A 23,657-nucleotide genomic window follows, 5' to 3' on the forward strand; every position below is an offset into this window, starting at 1 on the left:
GGCCACCGCACCGTCAAGGCGCGGATTAAAGGAAAACCCTTACAGAACTGAGATTTAGGAGCACAGAAGGAGGTGTTACGGGAATCTGACGTGTCATTCCACTCAATAACTTGAATCAGCACGGATGGCTGCGCTCGAAAGTTAAAGTAGTTTGTTAAGAGTAAGATTTTTTTGGTATTACGAGAGGGCTTCTGCTGATGATTCTGAACGGAGGGAAACTGCCATCACTGGCGCCCTGTTCAACGATTCAAACAGGGAGGGGAAAAAGGTGGAGAGTCGATCTGTAAGCCGGGTTCTGTCTTGAACAGTCATTCGTCTACGATGGCCATCACTGGACATCTTTAGCAACCTACCCGGTCCCAGCGCGGGCCACGCCTTGGGACCCTATTTGGTCTTGCTCCAAGTGGGGTTTACCTAGCCACGAACTGTTGCCAGACGTGCGGTGCGCTCTTACCGCACCTTTTCACCCTTACCGGCGCCGAAGCGCTTAGGCGGTTATTTTCTGTGGCACTTTCCGTAGGCTCACGCCTCCCAGGCATTACCTGGCACTTCGCCCTATGGAGCCCGGACTTTCCTCCCCCCCCTAATTTTCATAGAGGGCAGCGACTGTCCGATCGACTCTCCGCCGCGAAGGTTAACGGCAGAGCGGCCGAAGAACAAGCGCTAAACGCCTTTCGCTGCTCCTGCACGTCGGGTTTTACTCGCCCTTCTGCTTATCCAGTGCGACCTGATACAGCACATTCTTGCGCTCGCCGGTGATTTGCGCCGCCAAGGCTGCCGCACGCTTGAGCGGCATCTCCTCCAGCAACAGGTCAAGGATGCGCATCGCTTCGCTGCTGACGGCGTCCTCGGTCTCGGGCGCAGCCCAGCCAGCCACCAGCACCACACACTCGCCGCGCTGCTGATTGCTGTCCGACTCGACGAACTCGCGCAACTCGGCCAATGGCAGGCCTTTAAGGGTTTCAAAAGTTTTGGTGATTTCCCGAGCCAGCAACGCCTGACGCTCCCCACCGAACACCAACTCCATGTCCTGCAGGCATTCCAGGATGCGGTGCGGCGCTTCGTAGAAAATCAGCGTGCGTGGTTCTTCCTTTACCAGCTCGAGACGAGCGCGACGACCGACAGCCTTGGCCGGCAGGAAGCCCTCAAAAATAAACCGGTCGGATGGCAAACCCGCCGCCGACAGCGCGGCGATCAATGCGCAGGCTCCCGGCACCGGCACCACATTGATCCCCGCAGCACGGGCCTGACGCACCAGGTGATAACCGGGATCGGAAATCAGCGGCGTACCGGCATCCGAAATCAACGCCACGTCATCGCCTGCCAACAGACGCGTGATAAAGCGGCTACCTTCATCCCGCTCGTTGTGCTCGTGACAGGCGGCCAACGGTGTCGGGATGCCAAAATGCTGCATCAAACGCTGGGAGTGACGCGTGTCTTCGGCAGCAATCAACGCGACGTCGCGCAGGATCTTCAGTGCACGCGCACTGATGTCGTCCAGGTTGCCGATGGGCGTCGCCACCACATAAAGCGAGCCAGCAGCGGAATTCAAAGCACCTGGAGCAGTCAAAGCGCACACCTCATGATCGGTAAAAGGCGACATTGTAGCGCGTAGTGGCGCTTGCGATACGCCTGGCCCCTGCCGGGTTTCGACGGCATTTGTGCAGTGCTGCAACATTTACACGAGCTAAATTGATCGATTCACGCCAGTAACATCGCGCCCCGGCCAGTGCTTGGGTACAATTCCACGCTAATTTGATCGAGTAACAGGAACATTACATGATCGCTTGCCTGCGGCTGTTCACTGCCCTCTGCCTCGCTGCCTTGCTGGCGGCTTGCGCCAGCTCGCCCTCTTCCAGCCTTGGCGAACTTCCACGGACCCCGGATGCCAGCATCGAGCAATTGCTCGAGCAGGCGAATCAAAGCAAAGATCCGGAAAAAGCCGCCCTGTTGCGCCTGAGCGCAGCAGACGTGGCCTACCGCCAAGGGAATGCCGGCCAGTCCGCGCAAATCCTGCAGTTGGTTCCGGTCGAGCAACTCAAGCCAGGCCCACAAGTCTTCGCCAGCACGCTGGCGGCGGAACTGGCGATGGTGCGCAACCAACCCAAAGCGGCGCTGACTGCCTTGAGCCATCCGAGCCTGCAACACCTGAGTGAATTGCCCGTCGAGCAACAGGTTCGCACCGGCACTGTTCACGCCCGCGCCCTTGAAGCCGATGGCCAGACGCTGGCCGCCGCACGGGAGCGTATTTTCATCGCGCCAATGCTGAGCGGTGAAGCGGCCAGCAAAAACCACGAAGCGATCTGGACCCTGATCGCCTCGCTGCCTACCGAGCAACTGCAACCCACCACCTCCGACGATCTCGGCGGCTGGATGAGCCTGGCGCTGGCGGTGAAATCGGCTGGCACGCTGGAACAACAGCAAGCCGCGATTGATAACTGGCGCGCGCAAAACCCTAAACACCCCGCCGCCGTTCATCTGCCGCAGGCACTGACCAACCTCAAGGAACTGGCCAGCCAGCCCCTGAACAAGATCGCCCTGCTGCTGCCACAGGATGGTCCGCTGGCCTCGGTCGGCAAAGCGCTGCGTGAAGGCTTCATGGCGGCTCACTACCAGGCGCAACAAGCCGGGCAGAAGCCACCGGCCATCGAGTTTTATGACAGCTCGAAGCTGACGTCGATGGACGAGTTCTATCGCAAGGCCCAGGCCGATGGCGTGCAACTGGTGGTTGGCCCGCTGGAAAAACCGCTGGTCAAACAACTCAGCTCGCGTCCGCAACTGCCCATCACGACGTTGGCGCTGAACTACAGCGAAGGCGAACAAGGCCCGGCTCAACTGTTCCAGTTTGGCCTCGCAGCTGAAGACGAAGCCCGCGAAGTGTCCCGCCGTGCTCGTGCCGACGGCCTGCATCGCGCCGCGATCATGGTGCCGAAAGGCGAATGGGGCGATCGCGTACTGCGCGCATTCAGCCAGGACTGGCAAGCCAACGGTGGCACCATCGTTGCCACCGAACGCGTAGACCAACCGGTTCAACTGGCCCAGCAGATTGCCGACATGTTCCAGCTGCGCCAGAGCGAAGGCCGCGCGAAAAGCCTGCAAAGCACCGTTGGCTCGCAGGTAGCAGCCCAGCCTTCGCGTCGTCAGGACATCGAGTTCATCTTCCTGGCCGCGACACCGCAACAGGCCCAGCAGATCAAACCGACCCTGAACTTCCAGTACGCAGGCGATGTGCCGGTTTACGCCACTTCCCACGTGTTCAGCGCAAGTGGCGACGTCAACCAGTACAACGACATGAACGGCATTCGCTTCTGCGAAACCCCATGGTTGCTGGACGCCAATGACCCACTGCGCAAACAAGTGACGGCGCAATGGCCACAAGCCGGCGGCAGCCTCGGTCGCCTGTACGCCATGGGCGTCGATGCCTACCGCCTGGCGCCACGCCTGGGCCAACTCAAGGCCTTGCCGGACAGCCGCATCTCGGGCCAATCGGGTAGCCTGGGCATGACTCAGAACCAACGCGTCGTGCGCCAGTTGCCATGGGCCCAGTTCGTTAACGGTCAGGTTCAACGCCTGCCGGACACCCCGAACTGATGCCTGACAGGTCACGCCGGCAAAGCGGTCAAGATGCCGAGCGCCATGCGCTCGAGCATCTTCAACAACACGGTCTGCGCCTGCTGGCGCAGAACTGGTTGTGTAAACGCGGCGAGCTTGATCTGGTCATGCTTGATGGCGATACAGTAGTATTCGTTGAAGTTCGCTACAGAAAAAACACCCAATGGGGTGGCGCGCTCGATAGCATCGATGAGCGCAAACGGCAGAAACTGATTTTCGCCGCGCAATATTTTCTTCAGCGCGAGTCGCGTTGGGCCAATTCCCCTTGCCGTTTCGACGTGGTTGCCATCGACAGCAACCTTGATCAGTTGAACTGGATTCAGAATGCCTTCGACAGCTGATCGCTTGCGCCCCGAACCGGACACCTACACCCAACACTTTTGCTCTTTGCTTTGCGGGCTGCACATTCATGTGCCGAGTAGCCGCGCTAATTAAGGTCACACAGATGGACATGCAATCCCGAATTCGCCAGCTTTTTCAGGCCAGTATCGACACCAAGCAAATGGCGATGGACGTACTTGCACCGCACATCGAGCAAGCCAGCCAAGTGATGGTCAACGCCCTGCTCAATGAGGGCAAAATGCTTTCCTGCGGTAACGGCGGTTCCGCCGGCGACGCCCAGCACTTTTCGTCGGAGCTGCTCAACCGTTTCGAGCGTGAACGCCCGAGCCTGCCAGCCATCGCGCTGACCACCGACAGCTCGACCATCACCTCGATTGCCAATGACTACAGCTACAACGAAATCTTCTCCAAACAGATCCGCGCCCTCGGCCAGCCAGGCGACGTATTGCTGGCGATTTCCACCAGTGGCAACTCGGCAAACATAATTCAGGCGATCCAGGCCGCACATGATCGCGAAATGATTGTCGTAGCATTGACCGGTCGCGATGGCGGCGGCATGGCGTCGCTGCTTTTGCCCGAGGATGTCGAGATTCGCGTACCGGCCAATGTCACCGCACGTATTCAGGAAGTCCACCTGCTGGCGATCCATTGCCTTTGCGATCTGATCGACAGCCAACTGTTCGGGAGTGAAGAATGACCCCTAATCGCCTAGGCCTGATGGCCTTGACCCTGTGCCTGATCGGCATCAGCGGCTGCACCTCGGTGGTTAACGCCAGCCGTGAAGCGCCGATTGAAGATGACCGTGGCACGCGCACCTTCGGCAGCAAGATCGACGACTCCCTGATCGATACCAAAGTCGGGGTCAACGTGGCCAAGGCCGACCCGGCCCTGGACAAGGATTCGCACATTGTCGTCACCAGCTTCAACGGTGTGGTGCTGCTCGCCGGGCAGACGCCTCGTGAAGACCTCAAGGCCAAGGCCGAGCAGGCCGCTGCCGCTGTGCAACGGGTAAAAACCGTGCACAACGAATTGCAGATCCTGCCGCCCTCCTCGCTGCTGGCTCGCCAGAATGACGCGTGGCTGACCACCAAGATCAAGACCCAGATGCTCGCAGATGCCAACATTCCCGGTTCGCGCATCAAGGTGGTGACCGAGAACGGTATCGTCTACTTGCTGGGCCTGCTGACCAAACAGGAAGCGACTCAGGCAACCAACCTGGTACAAGGCGTTTCCGGCGTGCAGAAGATTGTGAAGCTGTTTGAGTACATCGACTGATACCCAAACCGCAGGCACAAAAAAGGCGATCCATCCGGATCGCCTTTTTTATTACTTCACCACTTTCAAACTGGGTCGACCGCTGGGACGCGGCGGCTCGCTGTCGGGTGGCGGAATATCATCATCCGGCTCGATCTCTTCCTCGTCTTCCATAGGCGATTCCAGATCGAACACCATGCCCTGACCGTTCTCCCGGGCGTAAATACCCAGGATCGATGCGATAGGCACGTACAGGGTGTGCGGCACGCCACCAAAGCGCCCTTCGAAGCTGACCGCCTCATTGTCCATGTGCAAATGACGCACGGCTTGTGGCGACACGTTCAAGACGATTTGCCCGTCACTGGCAAAACCCTGAGGCACCTGCACCGACGGATATTCCGAATTGACCAGCATGTGCGGGGTGCAATCGTTGTCCACAATCCACTCGTAGAGCGCGCGGACCAGATAAGGTCGACTGGAGTTCATAGCGGCTCCTTAAGCCTTAGCGCATATCGCGTTCGACACCAGACAGACTTGCCTGGAAAGCCTCACGCGCAAACGAGCGCTCCATATAATCAAGCAGCGGCTTGGCAGGCCGCGGCAGTTCAATACCCAAAATCGGCAAGCGCCAGAGTATGGGTAGTAGGCAGCAATCCACCAGACTTTGTTCCTCGCTGAGGAAAAACGGCTTGTCGGCGAACAACGGCGACACGCCCGTCAGGCTCTCGCGTAGCTCTTTACGAGCGACGACGCGGGCTGCTTCCTTGGTCTTCGAATCCAGGATCAGATCCACCAGGCCACACCAGTCGCGCTGAATACGATGAATCAGCAGACGGCTGTTGGCACGCGCCACAGGATAAACCGGCAGTAACGGCGGGTGCGGGTAACGCTCATCCAGATATTCCATCACCACGGTCGACTCCCACAACGCCAGGTCACGATCGACCAGGGTGGGCAGGCTTCCGTAAGGGTTCACCTCAATCAGTTTAGGCGGCTGACGACCAGCTTCCACGTAAATGATCTCGGCGCTGACACCCTTCTCTGCAAGTACGATACGCACTCGGTGGGAATAGTGGTCGGCGGGGTCGGAGTAACAGGCCAACCGATTGGTCACGCCCATGGCGGTCCTCCTCGCTTGTTGAAATTATCGAAAGCGGAAAAACGAGCGCGCCCAGAGGACGCCTCCCGTAACGCCTGGATCACCCAGACTCGTTACACCTTCAGAGGCGCCCTTGGGCGCGCGCGATTAACAGCAACTGCTTGAATCTTTATCAGTGCACATCTTTCCAGTATTCGCGCTTGAGCAGATAAGCGAACACGAAGAAGAACGCCAGGTACAGCAAGACGTAAGTACCAATGCGCTGATGTTGCAACTTAACCGGGTTAGCCGAGTAAGCCAGGAAGGTTACCAGATTCTTGACCTTCTCATCGAACTGCTCTTCGGTCAGGGCTCCGGTCTTCGGCACGATGGTCATTTGATCACAGGCTTCGTGAGTCAAAGGCGTACCAGTCAGCGGGTCATATTGCTTCTTGCCGTCTTCGACGATCTGAACCTGCTTGCAACCGATAACCTGACGGCCTTGCAGGCCCGCCAGGACATTAGGCATGCCGACGTTCGGGAAGACCTTGTTGTTCACGCCCCATGGACGCGACGGATCTTCGTAGAACGACTTCAGGTAGCCATAGAGCCAGTCAGTACCGCGAACACGAGCCACCAGCGTCAGGTCAGGCGGCGCCGCGCCGAACCAGGCCTTGGCGTCTGCCGGCTGCATGCCGATGCTCATGTGGTCGCCAATCTTGGCGCCAGTGAACACCAGGTTCGACAGCATCAGATCATGGGGAATACCCAGGTCATCGGCAACGCGCTCATAGCGCTGGAACTTGGCGCTGTGGCAGCCCATGCAATAGTTGGCAAAGGTACGTGCGCCATCTTGCATGGCAGCCTTGTCGGAAACGTCGATGTCGACCTTTTCCAGCTCAGGACCACCGTGTTCAGCCGCGAAGGACAGGACAGGCAAAGCAGCAAAAATCAGCGCTAAAAATAACTTTTTCATCAGCCAGTCACCCTTTCCGGAACCGGTTTGGTCTTCTCGAGCCTGGTGTAGAACGGCATCAGAATGAAGTAGGCGAAGTACAGGAAGGTACATACCTGCGACAGCAACGTCCGCTCAGGAGTCGGGGCCAACACGCCCAGCACACCCAGGATCACGAACGAAATGCAGAACACCCACAGCCAGGCCTTGCTCAGCCAGCCTTTGTAGCGCATCGACTTGACGGGGCTACGGTCCAGCCACGGCAGGACGAACAGCATGGCAATCGACGCACCCATGGCGATAACACCCATGAGCTTGTCCGGGATGGCCCGCAAAATTGCGTAGAACGGAGTGAAGTACCAGACCGGAGCGATGTGCTCTGGGGTCTTGAAGGCGTTCGCCACTTCGAAGTTCGGCTTCTCGAGGAAGTAACCGCCCATTTCCGGGAAGAAGAACACGATCGAGCAGAAGATGAACAGGAACACCACCACGCCGACGATATCTTTCACGGTGTAGTACGGGTGGAAGGCAATGCCGTCCAGCGGTACGCCGTTTTCGTCCTTGTGTTTCTTGATGTCCACGCCGTCCGGGTTGTTCGAACCGACTTCGTGCAATGCCAGAACGTGCAGCACCACCAGACCGAGGATCACGATCGGCAACGCAACAACGTGCAGGGCGAAGAAGCGGTTCAGGGTAATACCGGAAATCAGGTAGTCACCACGGATCCACTGGGTCAGGTCGTTACCGATGACCGGGATCGCACCGAACAGCGAGATGATCACCTGGGCACCCCAATAGGACATTTGGCCCCACGGCAGCAGGTAGCCCATGAAGGCTTCAGCCATCAGCGCCAGGTAGATCAGCATGCCAAAGACCCACACCAGCTCACGCGGCTTCTGGTACGAACCGTAGAGCAAGCCACGGAACATGTGCAGATAAACCACGATGAAGAACGCCGAAGCGCCGGTGGAGTGCAGCAGACGCAGGATCGAGCCGTACTCGACGTCGCGCATGATGTATTCGACGGAAGCAAATGCCTCTTCTGCCGACGGGGTGTAGCTCATGGTCAGCCAGACACCGGTGACGATCTGGTTGACCAGAACGAGCAGCGCCAGAGAACCAAAGAAATAGAAGAAGTTGAAGTTCTTCGGGGCGTAGTACTTGCTGAGATGGTCTTCCCACATTTTGGTCGCGGGAAAGCGCGCATCAACCCAATCCATGAACTTGCTCATCACGCTTTCTCCGTATCGACGCCAATGACAATGATGTCGTTGGTCTCATAGGAATGCGGGGGAACTGGCAGGTTCAAAGGCGCAGGTTGCGACTTGTAGACGCGGCCAGCCAGATCGTAGTGGGAACCGTGGCACGGGCAGAAATAGCCGCCCACCCAGTCCTTGCCCAGATCAGCAGGTGCCACTTCGGGACGGAAGGTCGGCGAGCAACCCAGGTGCGTGCAGATACCGATCAGCAGCAGAATTTCTGGCTTGATCGAACGCAGTTCCGGATCGACATACGTAGGTTGCGTGGAGTTCTTGGAATCCGGATCGGAGAGCTGGCCCTCGATCTTCTTCAGATTCCCCAGGATTTCCTCGGTACGGCGGACAATGAATACCGGCTGGCCGCGCCACTCAGCAATCATCTGCTGGCCTGGCTCGATTTTGCTGACATTCACTTTCACCGGTGCACCTGCGGCTTTCGCCTTGGCACTGGGAAACCATGACCCCACGAACGGGACCGCAGCCCCCACCGCTCCTGCAGCACCCACCACGGATGTGGCTGCTACCAAGAAGCGACGCCGGCCTGCATTCACGCCGTCATTGCTCATTCAGTCCTCTCCCATCAGCTTTTGTGGCCTGTTAAATCAGGCATCTACTAAGTAAATCTATGTACTTATAAAAATTTTGCCGAATGGTAATGAAAAGCCCCAATTCTGACAAGGTAATTACCCAAGGGCTCCACTGCCAAGCCTTGCAGTATAGGGGCTCTACGGCTGTGGCAAGTTGTCACAGCGCAATTCTTTGATAAATCGCACGCATAAAAAAACGCCCAGCTCCGTGAGGAGGCTGGGCGTTCTTTTTTGAACGTGAAAGCGAATTAACGCTTCGAGTACTGCGGACGCTTACGCGCTTTACGCAGACCGACTTTCTTACGTTCAACTTCACGAGCATCGCGAGTAACGAAGCCAGCTTTGCGCAGAGCGCCACGCAGGGTTTCGTCGTACTGCATCAGTGCGCGAGTGATACCGTGGCGGATTGCGCCAGCTTGACCACTTACACCACCGCCGATCACGGTGACGTAGATGTCGAACTTCTCGACAGTCTCAGTCAATTCCAGCGGCTGACGAACTACCATGCGGGCAGTTTCGCGGCCGAAGAAATTATCCAGCGAACGGTTGTTGATGGAGATGTTACCAGTACCCGGACGCAGGAAAACGCGTGCGGTTGCGGTCTTGCGACGGCCAGTGCCGTAATTTTGAGTCGCCGACATAATGAACTATTCCGTTAAAACTTCAGTTCTTGGGGCTGCTGAGCAGTATGAGGGTGTACAGCGCCCGCATAGACTTTCAGCTTACGATACATGTCGCGACCCAGCGGGTTCTTAGGCAGCATGCCTTTGACCGCGGTCTCGATCACGCGCTCAGGGGCTTTAGCGATCAGCTTTTCGAAGTTGATCGACTTGATGCCGCCCGGGAAACCGGAGTGGGAGTAGTAGATCTTGTCGGTGGTTTTAGCACCAGTCACACGAATCTGCTCGGCATTGATAACGACGATGTAGTCGCCGGTGTCAACGTGAGGAGTGTACTCAGCTTTATGCTTGCCACGCAGACGGCTCGCGATTTCGGTGGCCAGACGACCCAGGGTCTGACCTGCAGCGTCGACGACAAACCAGTCGTGCTGTACTGTTTCCGGTTTAGCAGTAAAAGTTTTCATTCTTTATAGCCTCAGGGGCCGCCCTGTAAATTAGACGGCGGATCTTACTGAATAGTGCGTACTTTGACAAGTCAAAGGCAGCCGGATACAGACGCTTTCGGGGGCTCGGGTCGGCGCGTCCGTTCAACGGCAAGATTCTTCGGCGGCGGCGCATCACTTCCACTGCAGAAAGAGGTGCGCAATTATGCAGATTGCGAAAAATAATTCAACCTGCTTTTATGATTGTTTTGCCCAAGGAGTACCTGATGGACTATCGCCAGCTAGGCAGAACCAATCTGAACGTGAGCGCCATCTGCCTCGGAACCATGACCTGGGGCGAGCAAAACAGCGAGGCTGAAGCCTTCGCGCAGATTGAACGGGCCAAAAGTGCCGGGATCAATTTCATCGACACCGCCGAAATGTACCCGGTGCCGCCCAAGGCCGAAACCTACGCCACCACCGAGCGTTACATCGGCAATTACTTCAAAAGTCGCGGCGATCGCGCCGACTGGATCCTCGCCAGCAAGATCGCCGGCCCCGGCAACACCATCGACTACATCCGCGACAAAAACCTGCGCCACAACCGCCAGCACATCACCGAAGCCGTGGATGCGAGCCTGAAACGCCTGCAAACCGACTACATCGACCTCTACCAACTGCACTGGCCGGAACGGAGCACCAATTTCTTCGGACAGCTGGGCTACAAGCACAAGAGCGAAGCCAACCTCACGCCGCTGGAAGACACCCTCGAAGCGCTGGACGAGCAGGTCAAGGCCGGCAAGATTCGCCACATCGGCCTGTCCAATGAAACCCCGTGGGGCACCATGCGCTTCCTCGCCCTGGCCGAAGCCCGTGGCTGGCCGCGCGCCGTGTCGATCCAGAACCCGTACAACCTGCTCAACCGCAGCTTCGAAGTCGGCCTGGCAGAAATTGCCATTCGCGAACAATGCGGCTTGCTCGCTTATTCGCCGCTGGCGTTCGGTTTCCTGTCGGGCAAGTACGAAGGTGGCGCCCGCCCACCAAAAGGCCGCCTGAGCCTCTACAGCCGCTTCAGCCGCTATTTCAACCCACAGTCTGAAGCAGCGTGCAGCCGCTACGTGGCACTGGCCCGTGAACACGGCCTGGACCCGGCGCAGATGGCGCTGGCTTTTGTCACCCAGCAACCGTTCGTCACCAGCAACATCATTGGTGCGACGACGATGGAGCAGCTTGAAAGCAATTTAGCGAGCTTCGAACTGAAACTGTCGGATGAAGTGCTGGAGGGGATTGAGGCGATTCACAAGGATCACCCTAACCCGGCCCCTTGATCGCCTGATAAAAAGCCTTCGCGAGCAGGCTCGCTCCCACAATGGATCTCCCACAATGGATCTGTGTCGATCACAAAATGCTGGTCAGACATAAATCCAAAGTGGGAGCGAGCCTGCTCGCGATAGCGATGTAACAGTCACCGCAGGATCAAAGCGACCGAGCAATAATCTCCTTCATGATTTCATTGGTCCCCGCATAAATCCGCTGCACCCGCGCATCCGCCCACGCCCGGGCAATCGGGTATTCCCACATAAAGCCGTAACCGCCATGCAACTGCACGCACTCGTCGAGCACCTTGCATTGCAGGTCCGTGCCCCAATACTTGGCCATCGCCGCCGTCGGCACGTCCAGCTTGCCTTGCAGGTGCAACTCCAGACAGCGATCGACGAAGACCCGGCCGATCTGAATCTCGGTCGCCATCTCCGCCAGTTTGAAGCGCGTGTTCTGGAAATCGGCAATCGCCTTGCCGAACGCCTTGCGCTCGCGGGTGTAGTCCAGCGTCCATTGCAGCGCTGCTTCTGCCGACGCCAGCCCGCCGATGGCCACGGTGAGGCGCTCTTGCGGCAATTCCTGCATCAGGTAAGCGAAGCCCATCCCGGCCTGTCCCAACAGGTTTTCCTTGGGCACCCGAACGTCCTGGAAGAACAGTTCCGACGTGTCCTGGGCCTTCATCCCGACCTTTTCCAGACGCTTGCCCTTGTCGAAACCGGGTGTATCGGCCTCGACCAGAAACAGACTGGTGCCCTTGGCGCCAGCCTTGGGATCGGTCTTGGCCACGACAATCACCAGGTCCGCCAGAAAGCCGTTGGTGATGAAGGTTTTCGAACCGTTGATGACGTACTCGTCGCCCTCCAGCACCGCCGTGGTTTTCACCCCTTGCAGGTCGGAACCGGCCCCCGGCTCGGTCATGGCGATCGCCGTAACCATCTCGCCGGACACCAGTTTCGGCAGGTACTTGTGCTTCAGCGCCTCACTGCCGTAATGCAGGATGTATGGCGCCACAATGTCCGAATGCAGGGAGAAACCGATCCCGGTCAGCCCCAGGCGCCCGACCTCTTCGATCACCACCGCGCTGTACAAAAAGTCTGCGCCCAATCCGCCGTATTCCTCCGGCAGATGCGAACACAACATCCCCGCCTCCCCTGCCTTGTTCCAGAGTTTGCGGTCGATATAGCCTTGTTTTTCCCACTGTGCGTGAAACGGAACAGCCTCCTTCTCGAGGAACGTTCGCACGCTATCGCGGAAAAGTTCGTGCTCGGAACTGAACAAGGTTCTGGGGATCATGCGGCACCTGTCGTTATTGTTAGAGGAATGGGCCCAGAGAGACTAAGCCTCACATCCGACACAGGACACTGGACACATCAGACAAAAAATAAGACGATCCAGCCGTTTGATGACCACTTTCCCTTATAAAAATAAAGTTGAATTATGTCTAAGCAAGTCTCCACGCCCCTGCGGCGCGTCAGCATCCTGGCGATCGACCGGGTTTTCGCTTCCACCCTCCTGCAAGCCAAAGATTTTTTCCATCTGGCCAGCCTGCGCTATGGAAAACAGCTGGGCCAGGGCCTGACGCCGGCGTTTGAAACCCGGCTGGTCAGCCCCGACGGCAAACCGGTGAACAGCTTCAGCGATGTGATCATCCCGGTAGACGGCGGCCTGGAAAACGCCGACATCATCATCCTCCCCGCCTTCTGGGACGACTTCGAGACGCTCTGCCAACGCTACCCACAGGTACTGCCGTGGCTGCGCGAGCAACATGCCCGCGGTGCGGTGTTGTGTGGCGAGGCGACCGGGGTGTTCTGGCTCGCCGAGGCCGGCCTGCTCAATGGCAAGGAAGCGACCACGTACTGGCGCTTCTTCAACGCGTTCGCCGAGCGCTACCCGCAGGTTCAGCTGAATCAGGACAAGCACCTGACCGACGCCGACAACCTGTATTGCGCCGGCGGCACCACGTCGGCCTGCGACCTCTACATCTACCTGATCGAGCGCTTCTGCGGCGCCAACGTTTCGCAGGCCGTGGCGCGGGATATCCTTTACGAAGTCCAGCGCAGCTATTCCCCGGGACGGATCGGTTTTGGCGGCCAGAAGCTGCACCAGGACGTGATCATCCTGCAGATCCAGCACTGGCTCGAAGAGCACTTCGCCGATAAATTCCGCTTCGAAGACGTGGCCCGCGAGCACGGCATGAGCATCCGCAACTTCATGCGCCGCTTCCAGACCGCGACCGGCGACAAGCCGCTGCATTACCTGCAACGCCTGCGCATCGAAACCGCCAAAGGCCTGCTGTCCGGCAGCCGCAAGAGCATCAAGACCATCAGTTATGAGGTCGGTTACGACGATGCGAGCTTCTTTGCTCGGTTGTTCCGCCAGCACACTGAGTTGTCGCCGAACCAGTATCGGCAGCAGTTTCAGCAGGCTGCCTAAACCTTAGATCCCATCACAATCCAGTTGTGGGAGCGAGCCTGCTCGCGAAGTGGCCGGCACAGTCAACATTGATGTCGCCTGACACTCTGCCTTCGCGAGCAGGCTCGCTCCCACAGGGATTGTGGTGAGCCAAAAGAGGCGCATAAAAAAGGGCCTGCATTTGCAGGCCCTTTTTTTTGTTTCCGAATCGTCCTACGGCTTATGCGCCCGGGACAGGAATTCGTGCGACTGCATCTCCAGCAGACGGCTGAGCGTGCGCTGGAACTCGAAGTTAAGGCGACCGCCGGTGTAGAGGTCTTTGAGCTCGACTTCGGCAGAAATGATCAGCTTGACGTTACGGTCGTAGAACTCGTCGACCATGTTGATAAAGCGACGGGCGATGTCGTCGGTGGTGACGCTCATCTGCTCGACACCGCTGAGCAGCACGGCGTGGAAGATCTTGCCCAGTTCGATGTAATCGTTCTGGCTGCGCGGGCCGTCGCACAGTTCGCGGAAGTCGAACCAGGCCACGTCATCGCACGTACGTACCGCACGGATGGCGCGATTCTCAATCATCAGCACGTCGTTCTCGACCGCTGCCGTGCATTCCGGCGTCAGCGCACGGAAGCTCTTGCGCAAGCTTTCCTGAGCGGCTTCGTCCAGTGGGAAGTGGAACAGTTCCGCTTGCTCAAGGTGACGCAGACGGTAATCGACGCCACTGTCGACGTTGACGATGTCGGTGTTCTGCTTGATCAGTGCGATGGCTGGCAGGAAGCGCGCGCGTTGCAGGCCGTCCTTGTACAGGCCGTCCGGCACGATGTTCGAGGTCGCGACCAGGGTCACGCCGTTCTTGAACAGCTCTTCCATCAGCGTGCCGAGAATCATCGCGTCGGTGATGTCGGAGACGAAGAATTCATCGAAGCAGATCACTCGCGACTCGTCGGAAAAACGCTTGGCGATGATGGTCAGCGGGTTCTTCTCGCCGCCGAGGGTCTTCATCTCTTCGTGCACGCGCTTCATGAAGCGGTGGAAGTGAGTCCGGGTCTTTTCCTTGAACGGCAGCGCTTCGAAGAAGGTGTCGACCAGGTAAGTCTTGCCGCGACCCACGCCGCCCCAGAAGTACAGGCCCTTCACCGGCGCCTGCTCTTTCTTGCCAAACAGTTTGCCGAACAGGCCCGGCTTGCTCTGCGAGGCCGCGACCAGATCGTCGTACAGGCGCTGCAAATGGCGCACGGCAGTTTCCTGCGCGGCGTCATGGAAGAATTCCGGGCGCTTCAGATCAGCTTGATATCGTTCTAGGGGCGTCATAATTCGTTAGCAAGGCAACAAAAACGGGCCGTCACTGTAGCGACGGCCCGGGGGAATGGCAATCGGCCCTTGGTCGGGTCGAGCCGCTGATTTATTCCTGAACCGGCGTCAACGCAACGCGCAGGGCGTCGATGGCGACGTCACGCGCGGCGCTGTCGGCGAATGCCGGGCTGTCTGCCACGCACTCGCCTTCCAGCCAGACGCTAAAGCTCAGGTCTTCGCTGCGCACGTCCAGAGGCTGGCCCGCTTGCAGTTGCTTGGTCACTTGGCCTGCGGTTTTGCCGTCGGCGAAGTTGCGCGACAACAGCAGTTGCTCGCCATCGGCCGCTAGCAGACGGAAGCGGAAACTGCCGTCGTCTTCGCGGAAGCTGACAAAACGTGCAGCTTTCGCGGCTTTTTTCTTGGTGGTGGCGGCGACTTGAGTCTGGGCCACGAAAGAACGCAGGCCGACCGCTTCACGCAATTCGTTGAGGAACGGCGTCGCTACTGCACGGGCCTTTTTGGCACCCACTTGCAGCATGTCTTCCAGGTCCGCCGGGCGTTCGATCAACTGGTGATAACGCTCGCGGGATTCGCCCAGTTCGCTGTCCAGCAATTGGAACAGACGATTCTTCGCCTCACCCCAACCCAGACCCTGCAACAGTTCGCTGCGGAATTCGTCGGCCTGAGCCGGCGTAGCAAACGCCTGGAACAAGGTAAACAAGTGCGAATTGTCCGGGTCCTTGGCTTCGCCCGGCGCGCGCGAATCGGTGACGATCCGCGAAATGGCGTCCTTCATCTCTTTGGCGCTGCTGAACAACGGGATGGTGTTGTCGTAGCTCTTCGACATCTTGCGACCGTCGAGGCCTGGCAGCGTGGCAACGCTTTCTTCGATCAGCGCTTCAGGCATGGTGAAGAATTCTTTGCCCTGACCGAACAGGTGATTGAAGCGTTGGCCGATGTCGCGGGCCATTTCCACGTGCTGGATCTGGTCACGACCGACCGGCACCTTGTGCGCGTTGAACATCAGAATGTCCGCGGCCATCAGCACCGGGTAGCTGTACAAGCCCATGGTGATGCCGGCGTCCGGGTCTTCGCCGGTCTCGACGTTCTTGTCCACCGAAGCCTTGTAGGCATGGGCGCGGTTGAGCAGGCCCTTGGCGGCAACGCAGGTCAGCAGCCAGGTCAGCTCGGGGATTTCCGGGATGTCGGACTGGCGATAGAACGTCACGCGGTCCACATCCAGGCCACCGGCCAGCCAGGTCGCGGCGATTTCCAGACGCGAGCGCTGGATGCGCAGCGGGTCATCGCATTTGATCAGGGCGTGGTAGTCGGCCAGGAAGTAGAACGAATCGGCATTGCTGTCACGGCTGGCGACGATCGCCGGGCGGATGGCGCCGGCGTAGTTGCCCAGGTGCGGCGTGCCGGTGGTGGTGATGCCGGTGAGGATACGGGTACGAGTCGTCATGGGTAATCGCTTGTCAGACTGCAATCAATTCGAAAGACGCGGCAGGATCAGATCCTTGAGATCGGTCAGCTTGCCATGAAAAAAGTGTCCGCATTCTGCCACTTTCAGCAGCTCATGGGGACGCTCGAGTTTTTCGGACCAGTCGTAGACGGCTTGCGGGTCGATCACTTCGTCGGTTTCCGGTTGGATCAGGGTCAACTGGCCCTGATGCGGCAGTTGATCCTGATCGCCCAGGCGCATGACCGCAGGCGCGACCATGAACAGATGCTTGAGCTGTTCACCGCTGGCTTCCAGGCGTCCACCGAGACTGGCGGCAACAAACCCGCCGAAGGAGAAACCGAACAGGGTCAATGGCAGGTCCGGGTGCCTGGCCCGCAACCATTCGGCAGCGGCTTGAGCATCGTCGACTTCACCGGTACCCATGTCGTGGGTGCCTTCGCTGGCACCCACACCACGGTAATTGAACCGCAACGTAATCAAACCGGCGTCGCGCGCGGTGCGCTGCAGGGTCGAGACCACTTTGTTGAGCATGGTGCCGCCCTGCACCGGGTTCGGATGGCAGATCAGCGCAATGCCGCGCGGCTGCTCATTATCAAGATAAAGGGCTTCCAGTTGACCCACCGGGCCATCAATCACTACAGGGGTTTCGCGCATAAGCAAGGAAGGAACTCCGTGACCTCGAATCGGGTCGACTCGTCTAGCAAATTGTCTGTGCCAATCTATTGCGAGTGAATCGCGGTATACAGCGCAGGTTCGAGCCGTTAACGTAAAGCAAAGCCGTTTATAGAGGAAGGACTCGTGGAACACTCGCTCTTAGTTTGGTTGTTACCGACTCTTGCCCTGGTTGTGGGTGTCGCCATTGGATTCCTGATCGCTCGCCTGGTGCCGAATGCCGCGCCGAGCAGCACGCAACGTCAGCTGGACGACATTCAGGAACGTTTCGACAGTTATCAGAATGAGGTGGTGACCCACTTCAACAGCACTGCCACCCTGGTCAAGAAGCTGACTCAGAGCTATCAGGAAGTGCAGGATCACCTCGCCGAGGGCGCCAACCGCCTGGCCCTGGACGAGCAGACTCGCCAACGCCTGCTGGCCTCGCTGCACGCCGATGCGGCAGTGGCCCCACGTGAACGCTTGACGCCGCCGCGCAACCAGGAGCCGCCTCGCGACTACGCACCCAAATCCCCGAACGCGCCGGGCATGCTCGATGAGCATTACGGCCTGAAGAAGTAATCAGGTTTCGCGCAGTATAAAAGCCCTCGGACGAGTGATTGTCCGGGGGCTTTTTTGTTGCTGTAGGTTTTGTGTCTGTTCTGGCCCCTTCGCGAGCAGGCTCGCTCCCACAGTTGATCGCGTTCCTCCTGTGGGAGCGAGCCTGCTCGCGAAGAGGTCAGAACGGCGGACACAAAAAAGCCCACCCGATCTGTTGAGGATCGGGCGGGCTCTTTTTTTACGCCTGGGGTTCAGTCAGGTTGGTAAAGGTAAAACGGGTATTACTGAGGATACTGCTGACCCGGAATCGCTTTCAAGTTGACTTCAACGCGACGGTTCTGTGCCCGACCATTGGTATCACCGTTGCTGGCAATCGGGTTATCCGGGCCGGCACCGCGAGCCGAGAGGTTGGCACCGCTCACGCCTTGCGACGTCAGGTAAGTCGCCACGCTCTGCGCACGACGCTGGGACAGGTCCATGTTGTGCTGACGCGCACCGGTGCTGTCGGTGTAGCCGACGATTTCGATCTGGTTCTGGTTGAACTCCTTGAGCGAGCCCGCCAGGTTGTTCAGTGGCTGATAGAAGCTTGGGGCGATGTTCGCCGAATCGGTGGCAAACGTGATGTTGCCTGGCATGATCAGCTTGATCTGGTCGCCCTGGCGCTGCACTTCAACCCCGGTGTTGGCCATGCTGGCGCGCAGTTTTTTCTCTTGCTGGTCGGCGTAGTAACCGTAACCGGCGGCAGAAGCACCCACCACCGCTGCGCCGATCAGCGCACCCTTGCCACGGTTATCGTGATTGATCGCGGCACCGGCCAAAGCACCTGCCAAGGCACCGAGACCGCCGTATTTAGCGGTTTTGCTCATGCCTTCGGAGCCGGTATCAGCCTGCCCCTGGGGCTGGCCGTTGTAAGGGTTGGGCGAAGCACAGCCCGACAGCAAAGCCACTGCGGTAGCGACAATAATCAAAGGACGCATGGTGAACATTAAGAGCTCCTACTTTTTGCATTCTGTGGTGCAACGGACTTAAGCATTGAACCTTTGCGGGCGTTGGATCGTCGCGCCGGTCAAAAATTCCCTGTGTTACAAATCAGGCCCGCACGAACGGGTTCTCGCGCATTTCATCACCCAGACGCGTGTCCGGACCATGCCCGGTGACCACGGTCGCCTCTTCGTCGAGGGTATACAGCCGCTGCTTGATCGACCGCACGATGGTCGCCTGGTCGCCGCCCCACAAATCCGTGCGCCCTACCCCGCGCCGAAACAGCGTATCACCGGCGATCAACAGCTTAGCCTCTGAAAACCAGAAGCTCATGGAACCTGGCGTATGCCCCGGCGTGTGGATCGCCACACCGCAACCGCAGGCCAGTTCTTCGTCATCGGCCAGCCAACGATCCGGCGATGGCACCGGCGTGTAAGGCACACCGAACATCTGGCATTGCATCTCCAGGTTGTCCCAGAGGAACTGATCTTCCTTGTGCAGGTGCAAGGTCGCGCCGGTTTTCTCCTTCAACTGACCGGAGGCCAGGAAGTGATCAAGGTGCGCGTGGGTATGGATGATGCTGACCACCTTCAAGCCCAAGGCATTGAGGCGCGCCAGGATCAATTCATGATTGCCACCCGGGTCTACGACGATCGCTTTTTTGCTGATCGGATCGCCGATGATGGTGCAGTTGCACTGCAACGGACCGACGGGGAAGGTTTCGCGGATCAGGGCGGGGCTTGTAACGGTCATGGGAAATCGATGGCCTGTATTAGACAGAAGGCAATGAGGGTGCTCAGGATTCTACGCCACTCGCCGATACAGATCGCCAGGCCAATTACTTGACGTCAGCAAAAGAAAAGTAGTGGCCAGATGATGTCAACTGCACCGATTCTGGTGCAGAATTGTACTTTTGTAGCGGCCGCATCCAGGAAGGGCCGCAGCGCACTCAGGAATTTCGCATGCCTACTCCGACTGGTTCCACCTTAAGCTTTTATTCTTCGTTGACTGGCGTCAAACCCGTAGACAGTCTGCTCTCCGGAACTTACTGGCTAGGTTCCAGCTGGACCGTTGGCGGACCGACGAACCTGAGCTACAGCTTCATCTCGGGCAGCAATTCCTACTTTGCTACCAACTACAGTGCCGACAATGAATACCTGGCAATGTACGAGCTGTCGCAGGACCAGCGTGGCGGCATTATCAGAGCGCTGAGCTCCTGGAGTGCGGTCGCCAATATCAAATTCACACAGACCACCGACGATATTTCGAACGTCGGTGACTTACGCTTTGGCGGCTATGCGCTGATGGAGGATCAGGCCGCTGCCTGGGCCTACACACCGTCCAATACGCCCAAGGGCGGGGATGTCTGGATCGGCGAGCCAGCCAATGAGTTTCCTATCAATGGCTCCTACGATTACATGACCTATATCCACGAGATCGGTCATGCCATCGGACTTAAACACCCCTTCTCGCCCAACTCGCTGAACACCACGATCCTGGACCCGTCGCTGGACGATGTCCGCTTCACCGTGATGAGTTACAACAACAACTACTCGTATCAGCCTACAACGCCGATGCTTCTGGACATTCTCGCGATCCAGGCACTGTATGGGGCCAATACCCAGTGGCAATCCGGCGACAACGTCTATCGTTGGGAAAGTTACCAGAAGGTATTCGAAACCATCTGGGATTCCGATGGCACCGATACGATCGACGCCAGCAACCAGCTGAATTCGGTCAACCTCGACTTGAACGAGGGCGCGTTCAGCTCCATCGGTGTCTATTTCGAAAACAGCACCAGCGGGACCACCTACATCTTCAATAGCGGTCTTGCGATTGCTTACGGTACGAAGATCGAAAACGCCATTGGCTCGACGTTCAACGACATTTTGAAAGGCAATGCCCTGGACAACGTCCTGGATGGCCGCGAAGGCGCGGACACCATGTACGGTGGCGCGGGTAACGATACCTACTACGTCGACAATAAAAATGATGTGGTCGTTGAAACCGGTACGTCCGCCACGGAAATCGACTCGGTTTATTCCACGGTCAGCTACAACCTCACCTTTAGCCCCAACGTGGAAAACCTCACGCTGCTCACCAGCGGCAACCTCAACGGCACCGGCAACGCCTCGAACAACGTGATCACAGGTAACGCCGGCAACAACGTGCTTGATGGCGATACTGGCGCCGACACCCTGATTGGTGGCGCCGGCAACGACACCTACTTCATCGACAACGTCGGCGATGTCATCAGCGAAACCAGCACCCTGGCCAGCGAAATCGACACCGTGCGTTCCTCGGTCAACTACGCCCTCGGTGCCAACCTGGAAAACCTCACCCTGACCGGCGCCAACAACATCTATGGCATCGGCAACACTCAGGACAACGTGCTGACCGGCAACGACGGCGACAACGAGCTCAACGGTCGCGCGGGCCTGGACACCATGAGTGGCGGCAAGGGCAACGATATCTATGACGTCGACCAGGTCGGTGAAATGGCCCTGATCCAGGAAAGCGCCAACGAAGGCAAGGACACCGTGTACGTTGTCTACAACGCAACGACGCAAGACCATGCCATCAATCTGGGGCTGAGCAACCTGCAGAATATCGAGGACGTTCAATTGCTGGGCACCGGGGCGTTTAGCGTCACCGGCAACAGCCTGAACAACACCTTGATCGGCAACGCCGACAGCAACACGCTCGACGGTGGACTGGGCAACGACACCCTTGATGGGGGCGCTGGTGCCGACACAATGATCGGCGGACTCGGTAACGACACCTATGTCGTGGACGACGTTGCGGACTCGGTGGTCGAAGCCGCCAATGAAGGCATCGACCTGGTCCAGAGCTCCATCGGGTATGCGCTGGGCACCAATATCGAGAACGGCCAACTGGTAGGCACTGCTCAAGTCGACCTTACCGGTAACGACCTGAACAACCTCCTGACCGGTAACGCGAGCGCGAACATTCTCAACGGCATGACCGGTGCCGACATCATGGACGGTGGGGCTGGCAACGACAGCTACTACGTTGACAACGTCGGTGACGTCGTTATCGAGCGCGGCGCCTCCACCTCGGAAATCGACGCGGTCGCCGCATCGATCGACTACACCTTGGGCGCCAATGTCGAATACCTGACACTGCTGGGCACCGCCAATCTCAACGGCACCGGCAACATCCTGAACAACGTGATCACCGGGAATGCCGGCGACAACATCCTCGATGGTGGCGCCGGCGGCGACTACCTGGCGGGCGGGACGGGTAACGACACCTACCTTGTCGACAATGTCGGCGACGTGGTGGTGGAAACCAGCACCCTGGCCAGTGAAATCGACACCGTGCGTTCCTCCGTGACATTCACGCTGGGCGCAAACCTGGAAAACCTGACACTCGTCGGCACGAACACCGGCCCCATCAATGCGTTCGGCAACAGCCAGAACAACGTGCTGACGGGCAACGATGCCGACAACCAGTTGAGCGGTGGCGGTGGTCTGGACACGATGATCGGCGGCAAGGGTGATGACGGTTACATCCTGGATCAGTCCGGTGAACTGGCGTTGGTTCAGGAAAACGCCGGCGAAGGCAAAGACTCGCTGTACGTCACCTACAATGCGACCGCGCAGGATTATGTGGTCGACCTCGGCCTGAGCAATCTGCAGAACGTCGAGGACGTCCTGATCCAGGGCAGCGGCGCGTTCAGCGTGACCGGCAATGCCTTGAACAACGGGATGATCGGCAACAGTGGCGACAACCTGATAGACGGCGGCCTGGGCGCCGACTTCATGGCAGGCGGCACAGGCAACGATACTTATGTCGTCGATAACATCGGCGATGTCGTCAGTGAAACCAGCAACGTCGCCGGCGAAATCGACACCGTGCGCTCCTCGGTCACCTACGTGCTCGGCGCCAACCTGGAGAACCTGACCCTCACCGGCACCGCTAACATCAACGGCGTCGGCAACACCCAGAACAACGTGCTGATCGGCAACGATGGCGACAACCAGCTCAACGGTGGCGCCGGACTCGACACGCTGATCGGAGGCAAGGGTAACGATGACTACGGTATCGACCAGGCGGGTGAACTGTCCCGTGTTCAGGAGAATGCGAACGAGGGGACCGACACGCTCTACATTGGCTACAACGGCGGCGACCCGAGGCTGTTTGGCAACTATGTCGACCTGACCGGCAATCTGCAGAACGTCGAAAACATCATTGTGCAGGGCAGCGGATCATTCAACCTGACGGGCAACAGCCTGAACAACGCCCTGACCGGTAACGCTGACAACAACACCCTGGACGGTGGTACCGGAGCCGACACCCTGGACGGCGGCGCCGGCAACGACACCTACTACGTCGACAACGTCGGTGACGTGGTGATCGAGCGCGGCACTTCGACCTCGGAAATCGACACCGTCAACTCCACGCTCAGCTACACCCTGGGTGCCAACGTTGAAAACCTGAACCTGCTGGGTTTCGGTGACCTCAACGGCACAGGCAACGCCCTGAACAACCGGCTCACCGGCAACAACGACGACAACGTCCTGGACGGTGGCGCGGGTGCCGACTTCATGGCGGGTGGTCGCGGCGACGACACCTACATCGTCGACAACGTCGGCGATGTCATCAGCGAAACCAGTGAAGTAAATTTCGAGATCGACAGCGTTTTCGCCTCGGTCACTTACACCCTGAGTGCCAACCTGGAAAACCTGACCCTCACCGGCACCGACAACCTCAACGGCATCGGCAACGCCCGGAACAATGTGTTAATCGGCAACGACGGCGACAACGAACTCAACGGTCGCGCGGGCCTGGACACCATGAGTGGCGGCAAGGGCAACGACATCT

The 23,657-nt window shown here is 58.4% G+C and carries 22 protein-coding genes and 1 other RNA gene; 8 read left to right on the forward strand and 15 right to left on the reverse strand.

Annotated elements, in window-relative coordinates:
- Window positions 1-268 precede the first annotated feature (268 nt).
- Together rnpB and rsmI are read right to left on the reverse strand one after the other, a co-directional pair.
- Window positions 269-622: RNase P RNA component class A (gene rnpB / locus AC07N8_RS26280), an RNA gene on the reverse strand.
- 75 nt (window positions 623-697) lie between these two features.
- Window positions 698-1,603, reverse strand: a complete 906-nt coding sequence (gene rsmI, locus AC07N8_RS26285) for a 16S rRNA (cytidine(1402)-2'-O)-methyltransferase (RefSeq protein WP_483842841.1) — start codon at window positions 1,601-1,603, stop codon at window positions 698-700.
- Window positions 1,604-1,779: 176 nt separating this feature from the next.
- Here rsmI and AC07N8_RS26290 point away from each other — a divergent pair, with 176 nt between their 5' ends.
- The 4 genes from AC07N8_RS26290 (at window position 1,780) to AC07N8_RS26305 (ending at window position 5,229) form a co-directional block, all read left to right on the forward strand.
- Window positions 1,780-3,591, forward strand: a complete 1,812-nt coding sequence (locus tag AC07N8_RS26290; protein ID WP_493146509.1) for a penicillin-binding protein activator — start codon at window positions 1,780-1,782, stop codon at window positions 3,589-3,591.
- Window positions 3,591-3,953, forward strand: a complete 363-nt coding sequence (locus AC07N8_RS26295; protein ID WP_483842923.1) for a YraN family protein — start codon at window positions 3,591-3,593, stop codon at window positions 3,951-3,953. The genes AC07N8_RS26290 and AC07N8_RS26295 overlap by 1 nt, the downstream gene beginning before the upstream one ends.
- Window positions 3,954-4,057: 104 nt before the next feature.
- Window positions 4,058-4,651, forward strand: coding sequence for a phosphoheptose isomerase (locus AC07N8_RS26300; RefSeq protein ID WP_008025961.1), 594 nt, complete (start codon window positions 4,058-4,060; stop codon window positions 4,649-4,651).
- On the forward strand, window positions 4,648-5,229 hold the full coding sequence (locus tag AC07N8_RS26305) for a BON domain-containing protein (protein WP_123435079.1): 582 nt from the start codon (window positions 4,648-4,650) through the stop codon (window positions 5,227-5,229). Before AC07N8_RS26300 ends, AC07N8_RS26305 begins: the two co-directional genes overlap by 4 nt.
- A gap of 51 nt (window positions 5,230-5,280) precedes the next feature.
- Here AC07N8_RS26305 and AC07N8_RS26310 read toward each other — a convergent pair whose 3' ends face one another.
- The 7 genes from AC07N8_RS26310 to rplM form a co-directional block, all read right to left on the reverse strand.
- Window positions 5,281-5,694, reverse strand: a complete 414-nt coding sequence (locus AC07N8_RS26310) for a ClpXP protease specificity-enhancing factor (RefSeq protein WP_007943725.1) — start codon at window positions 5,692-5,694, stop codon at window positions 5,281-5,283.
- A 16-nt stretch (window positions 5,695-5,710) separates the two neighbouring features.
- Window positions 5,711-6,328: a glutathione S-transferase N-terminal domain-containing protein gene (locus tag AC07N8_RS26315; RefSeq protein WP_027922678.1), complete on the reverse strand. Its 618-nt coding sequence runs from the start codon at window positions 6,326-6,328 to the stop codon at window positions 5,711-5,713.
- Between the two features lie 151 nt (window positions 6,329-6,479).
- Entirely contained in the window at window positions 6,480-7,262 is a 783-nt protein-coding gene (locus AC07N8_RS26320) for a cytochrome c1 (RefSeq protein WP_483842839.1), read from the reverse strand.
- Complete coding sequence (locus tag AC07N8_RS26325; RefSeq protein WP_483842838.1) at window positions 7,262-8,473, reverse strand: cytochrome b; 1,212 nt, start codon at window positions 8,471-8,473, stop codon at window positions 7,262-7,264. Before AC07N8_RS26325 ends, AC07N8_RS26320 begins: the two co-directional genes overlap by 1 nt.
- Window positions 8,473-9,066: a ubiquinol-cytochrome c reductase iron-sulfur subunit gene (petA, locus tag AC07N8_RS26330; protein WP_046026711.1), complete on the reverse strand. Its 594-nt coding sequence runs from the start codon at window positions 9,064-9,066 to the stop codon at window positions 8,473-8,475. Before petA ends, AC07N8_RS26325 begins: the two co-directional genes overlap by 1 nt.
- Window positions 9,067-9,335: 269 nt before the next feature.
- Window positions 9,336-9,728, reverse strand: coding sequence for a 30S ribosomal protein S9 (gene rpsI / locus AC07N8_RS26335; protein WP_002555064.1), 393 nt, complete (start codon window positions 9,726-9,728; stop codon window positions 9,336-9,338).
- 14 nt (window positions 9,729-9,742) lie between these two features.
- Window positions 9,743-10,171, reverse strand: coding sequence for a 50S ribosomal protein L13 (rplM, locus tag AC07N8_RS26340; protein ID WP_046048262.1), 429 nt, complete (start codon window positions 10,169-10,171; stop codon window positions 9,743-9,745).
- Between the two features lie 245 nt (window positions 10,172-10,416).
- On the opposite strand from rplM, the gene AC07N8_RS26345 reads away from it, so the two are divergent.
- Entirely contained in the window at window positions 10,417-11,457 is a 1,041-nt protein-coding gene (locus tag AC07N8_RS26345; RefSeq protein WP_140668506.1) for an NADP(H)-dependent aldo-keto reductase, read from the forward strand.
- A gap of 148 nt (window positions 11,458-11,605) precedes the next feature.
- Here AC07N8_RS26345 and AC07N8_RS26350 read toward each other — a convergent pair whose 3' ends face one another.
- The gene (locus tag AC07N8_RS26350) at window positions 11,606-12,742 is read right to left on the reverse strand and encodes an acyl-CoA dehydrogenase family protein (protein ID WP_493146504.1); all 1,137 of its coding nucleotides are present in this window, start codon (window positions 12,740-12,742) and stop codon (window positions 11,606-11,608) included.
- Between the two features lie 243 nt (window positions 12,743-12,985).
- Between AC07N8_RS26350 and AC07N8_RS26355 the strand changes: the two genes are divergently transcribed.
- Window positions 12,986-13,882 (forward strand): GlxA family transcriptional regulator, encoded by an 897-nt coding sequence (locus tag AC07N8_RS26355; protein ID WP_483842922.1) that lies wholly within the window; start codon window positions 12,986-12,988, stop codon window positions 13,880-13,882.
- Window positions 13,883-14,074: 192 nt separating this feature from the next.
- Here the strand turns inward: AC07N8_RS26355 and zapE are convergent, their stop codons facing one another.
- From zapE to AC07N8_RS26370, 3 genes are all read right to left on the reverse strand, one after another.
- Window positions 14,075-15,169: a cell division protein ZapE gene (gene zapE / locus AC07N8_RS26360; protein ID WP_027922671.1), complete on the reverse strand. Its 1,095-nt coding sequence runs from the start codon at window positions 15,167-15,169 to the stop codon at window positions 14,075-14,077.
- A 91-nt stretch (window positions 15,170-15,260) separates the two neighbouring features.
- Window positions 15,261-16,616, reverse strand: coding sequence for a tryptophan--tRNA ligase (locus tag AC07N8_RS26365; RefSeq protein ID WP_046026716.1), 1,356 nt, complete (start codon window positions 16,614-16,616; stop codon window positions 15,261-15,263).
- A 24-nt stretch (window positions 16,617-16,640) separates the two neighbouring features.
- Window positions 16,641-17,270 carry an alpha/beta hydrolase gene (locus tag AC07N8_RS26370; RefSeq protein ID WP_493146500.1) on the reverse strand — a complete coding sequence of 210 codons (630 nt, stop codon included), beginning with the start codon at window positions 17,268-17,270 and terminating at the stop codon, window positions 16,641-16,643.
- A 144-nt stretch (window positions 17,271-17,414) separates the two neighbouring features.
- On the opposite strand from AC07N8_RS26370, the gene AC07N8_RS26375 reads away from it, so the two are divergent.
- Complete coding sequence (locus AC07N8_RS26375; RefSeq protein ID WP_123435090.1) at window positions 17,415-17,849, forward strand: Z-ring associated ZapG family protein; 435 nt, start codon at window positions 17,415-17,417, stop codon at window positions 17,847-17,849.
- A gap of 260 nt (window positions 17,850-18,109) precedes the next feature.
- On the opposite strand, the gene AC07N8_RS26380 is transcribed toward AC07N8_RS26375, so the two are convergent.
- A complete protein-coding gene (locus tag AC07N8_RS26380) occupies window positions 18,110-18,814 on the reverse strand; it encodes a YiaD family glycine zipper/OmpA-like lipoprotein (protein ID WP_483842833.1) in 705 nt (234 codons plus the stop codon).
- A 103-nt stretch (window positions 18,815-18,917) separates the two neighbouring features.
- On the reverse strand, window positions 18,918-19,562 hold the full coding sequence (locus tag AC07N8_RS26385; RefSeq protein WP_493146497.1) for an MBL fold metallo-hydrolase: 645 nt from the start codon (window positions 19,560-19,562) through the stop codon (window positions 18,918-18,920).
- Window positions 19,563-19,771: 209 nt separating this feature from the next.
- Here AC07N8_RS26385 and AC07N8_RS26390 point away from each other — a divergent pair.
- Window positions 19,772-23,657: M10 family metallopeptidase C-terminal domain-containing protein (locus tag AC07N8_RS26390; protein WP_495065930.1), on the forward strand; the 3,886-nt coding region annotated here is incomplete at its 3' end.

The sequence above is a fragment of the Pseudomonas sp. GW821-FHT10C09 genome (assembly GCF_059415465.1).

What these genes read in the sequence shown, in the direction of transcription:
- rsmI (WP_483842841.1), bottom strand. Translation starts at nt 1,603, where the DNA reads ATGTCGCCTTTTACCGATCATGAGGTGTGCGCTTTGACTGCTCCAGGT.
- AC07N8_RS26290 (WP_493146509.1), top strand. Translation starts at nt 1,780, where the DNA reads ATGATCGCTTGCCTGCGGCTGTTCACTGCCCTCTGCCTCGCTGCCTTG.
- AC07N8_RS26295 (WP_483842923.1), top strand. Translation starts at nt 3,591, where the DNA reads ATGCCTGACAGGTCACGCCGGCAAAGCGGTCAAGATGCCGAGCGCCAT.
- AC07N8_RS26300 (WP_008025961.1), top strand. Translation starts at nt 4,058, where the DNA reads ATGGACATGCAATCCCGAATTCGCCAGCTTTTTCAGGCCAGTATCGAC.
- AC07N8_RS26305 (WP_123435079.1), top strand. Translation starts at nt 4,648, where the DNA reads ATGACCCCTAATCGCCTAGGCCTGATGGCCTTGACCCTGTGCCTGATC.
- AC07N8_RS26310 (WP_007943725.1), bottom strand. Translation starts at nt 5,694, where the DNA reads ATGAACTCCAGTCGACCTTATCTGGTCCGCGCGCTCTACGAGTGGATT.
- AC07N8_RS26315 (WP_027922678.1), bottom strand. Translation starts at nt 6,328, where the DNA reads ATGGGCGTGACCAATCGGTTGGCCTGTTACTCCGACCCCGCCGACCAC.
- AC07N8_RS26320 (WP_483842839.1), bottom strand. Translation starts at nt 7,262, where the DNA reads ATGAAAAAGTTATTTTTAGCGCTGATTTTTGCTGCTTTGCCTGTCCTG.
- AC07N8_RS26325 (WP_483842838.1), bottom strand. Translation starts at nt 8,473, where the DNA reads ATGAGCAAGTTCATGGATTGGGTTGATGCGCGCTTTCCCGCGACCAAA.
- petA (WP_046026711.1), bottom strand. Translation starts at nt 9,066, where the DNA reads ATGAGCAATGACGGCGTGAATGCAGGCCGGCGTCGCTTCTTGGTAGCA.
- rpsI (WP_002555064.1), bottom strand. Translation starts at nt 9,728, where the DNA reads ATGTCGGCGACTCAAAATTACGGCACTGGCCGTCGCAAGACCGCAACC.
- rplM (WP_046048262.1), bottom strand. Translation starts at nt 10,171, where the DNA reads ATGAAAACTTTTACTGCTAAACCGGAAACAGTACAGCACGACTGGTTT.
- AC07N8_RS26345 (WP_140668506.1), top strand. Translation starts at nt 10,417, where the DNA reads ATGGACTATCGCCAGCTAGGCAGAACCAATCTGAACGTGAGCGCCATC.
- AC07N8_RS26350 (WP_493146504.1), bottom strand. Translation starts at nt 12,742, where the DNA reads ATGATCCCCAGAACCTTGTTCAGTTCCGAGCACGAACTTTTCCGCGAT.
- zapE (WP_027922671.1), bottom strand. Translation starts at nt 15,169, where the DNA reads ATGACGCCCCTAGAACGATATCAAGCTGATCTGAAGCGCCCGGAATTC.
- AC07N8_RS26365 (WP_046026716.1), bottom strand. Translation starts at nt 16,616, where the DNA reads ATGACGACTCGTACCCGTATCCTCACCGGCATCACCACCACCGGCACG.
- AC07N8_RS26370 (WP_493146500.1), bottom strand. Translation starts at nt 17,270, where the DNA reads ATGCGCGAAACCCCTGTAGTGATTGATGGCCCGGTGGGTCAACTGGAA.
- AC07N8_RS26380 (WP_483842833.1), bottom strand. Translation starts at nt 18,814, where the DNA reads ATGTTCACCATGCGTCCTTTGATTATTGTCGCTACCGCAGTGGCTTTG.
- AC07N8_RS26385 (WP_493146497.1), bottom strand. Translation starts at nt 19,562, where the DNA reads ATGACCGTTACAAGCCCCGCCCTGATCCGCGAAACCTTCCCCGTCGGT.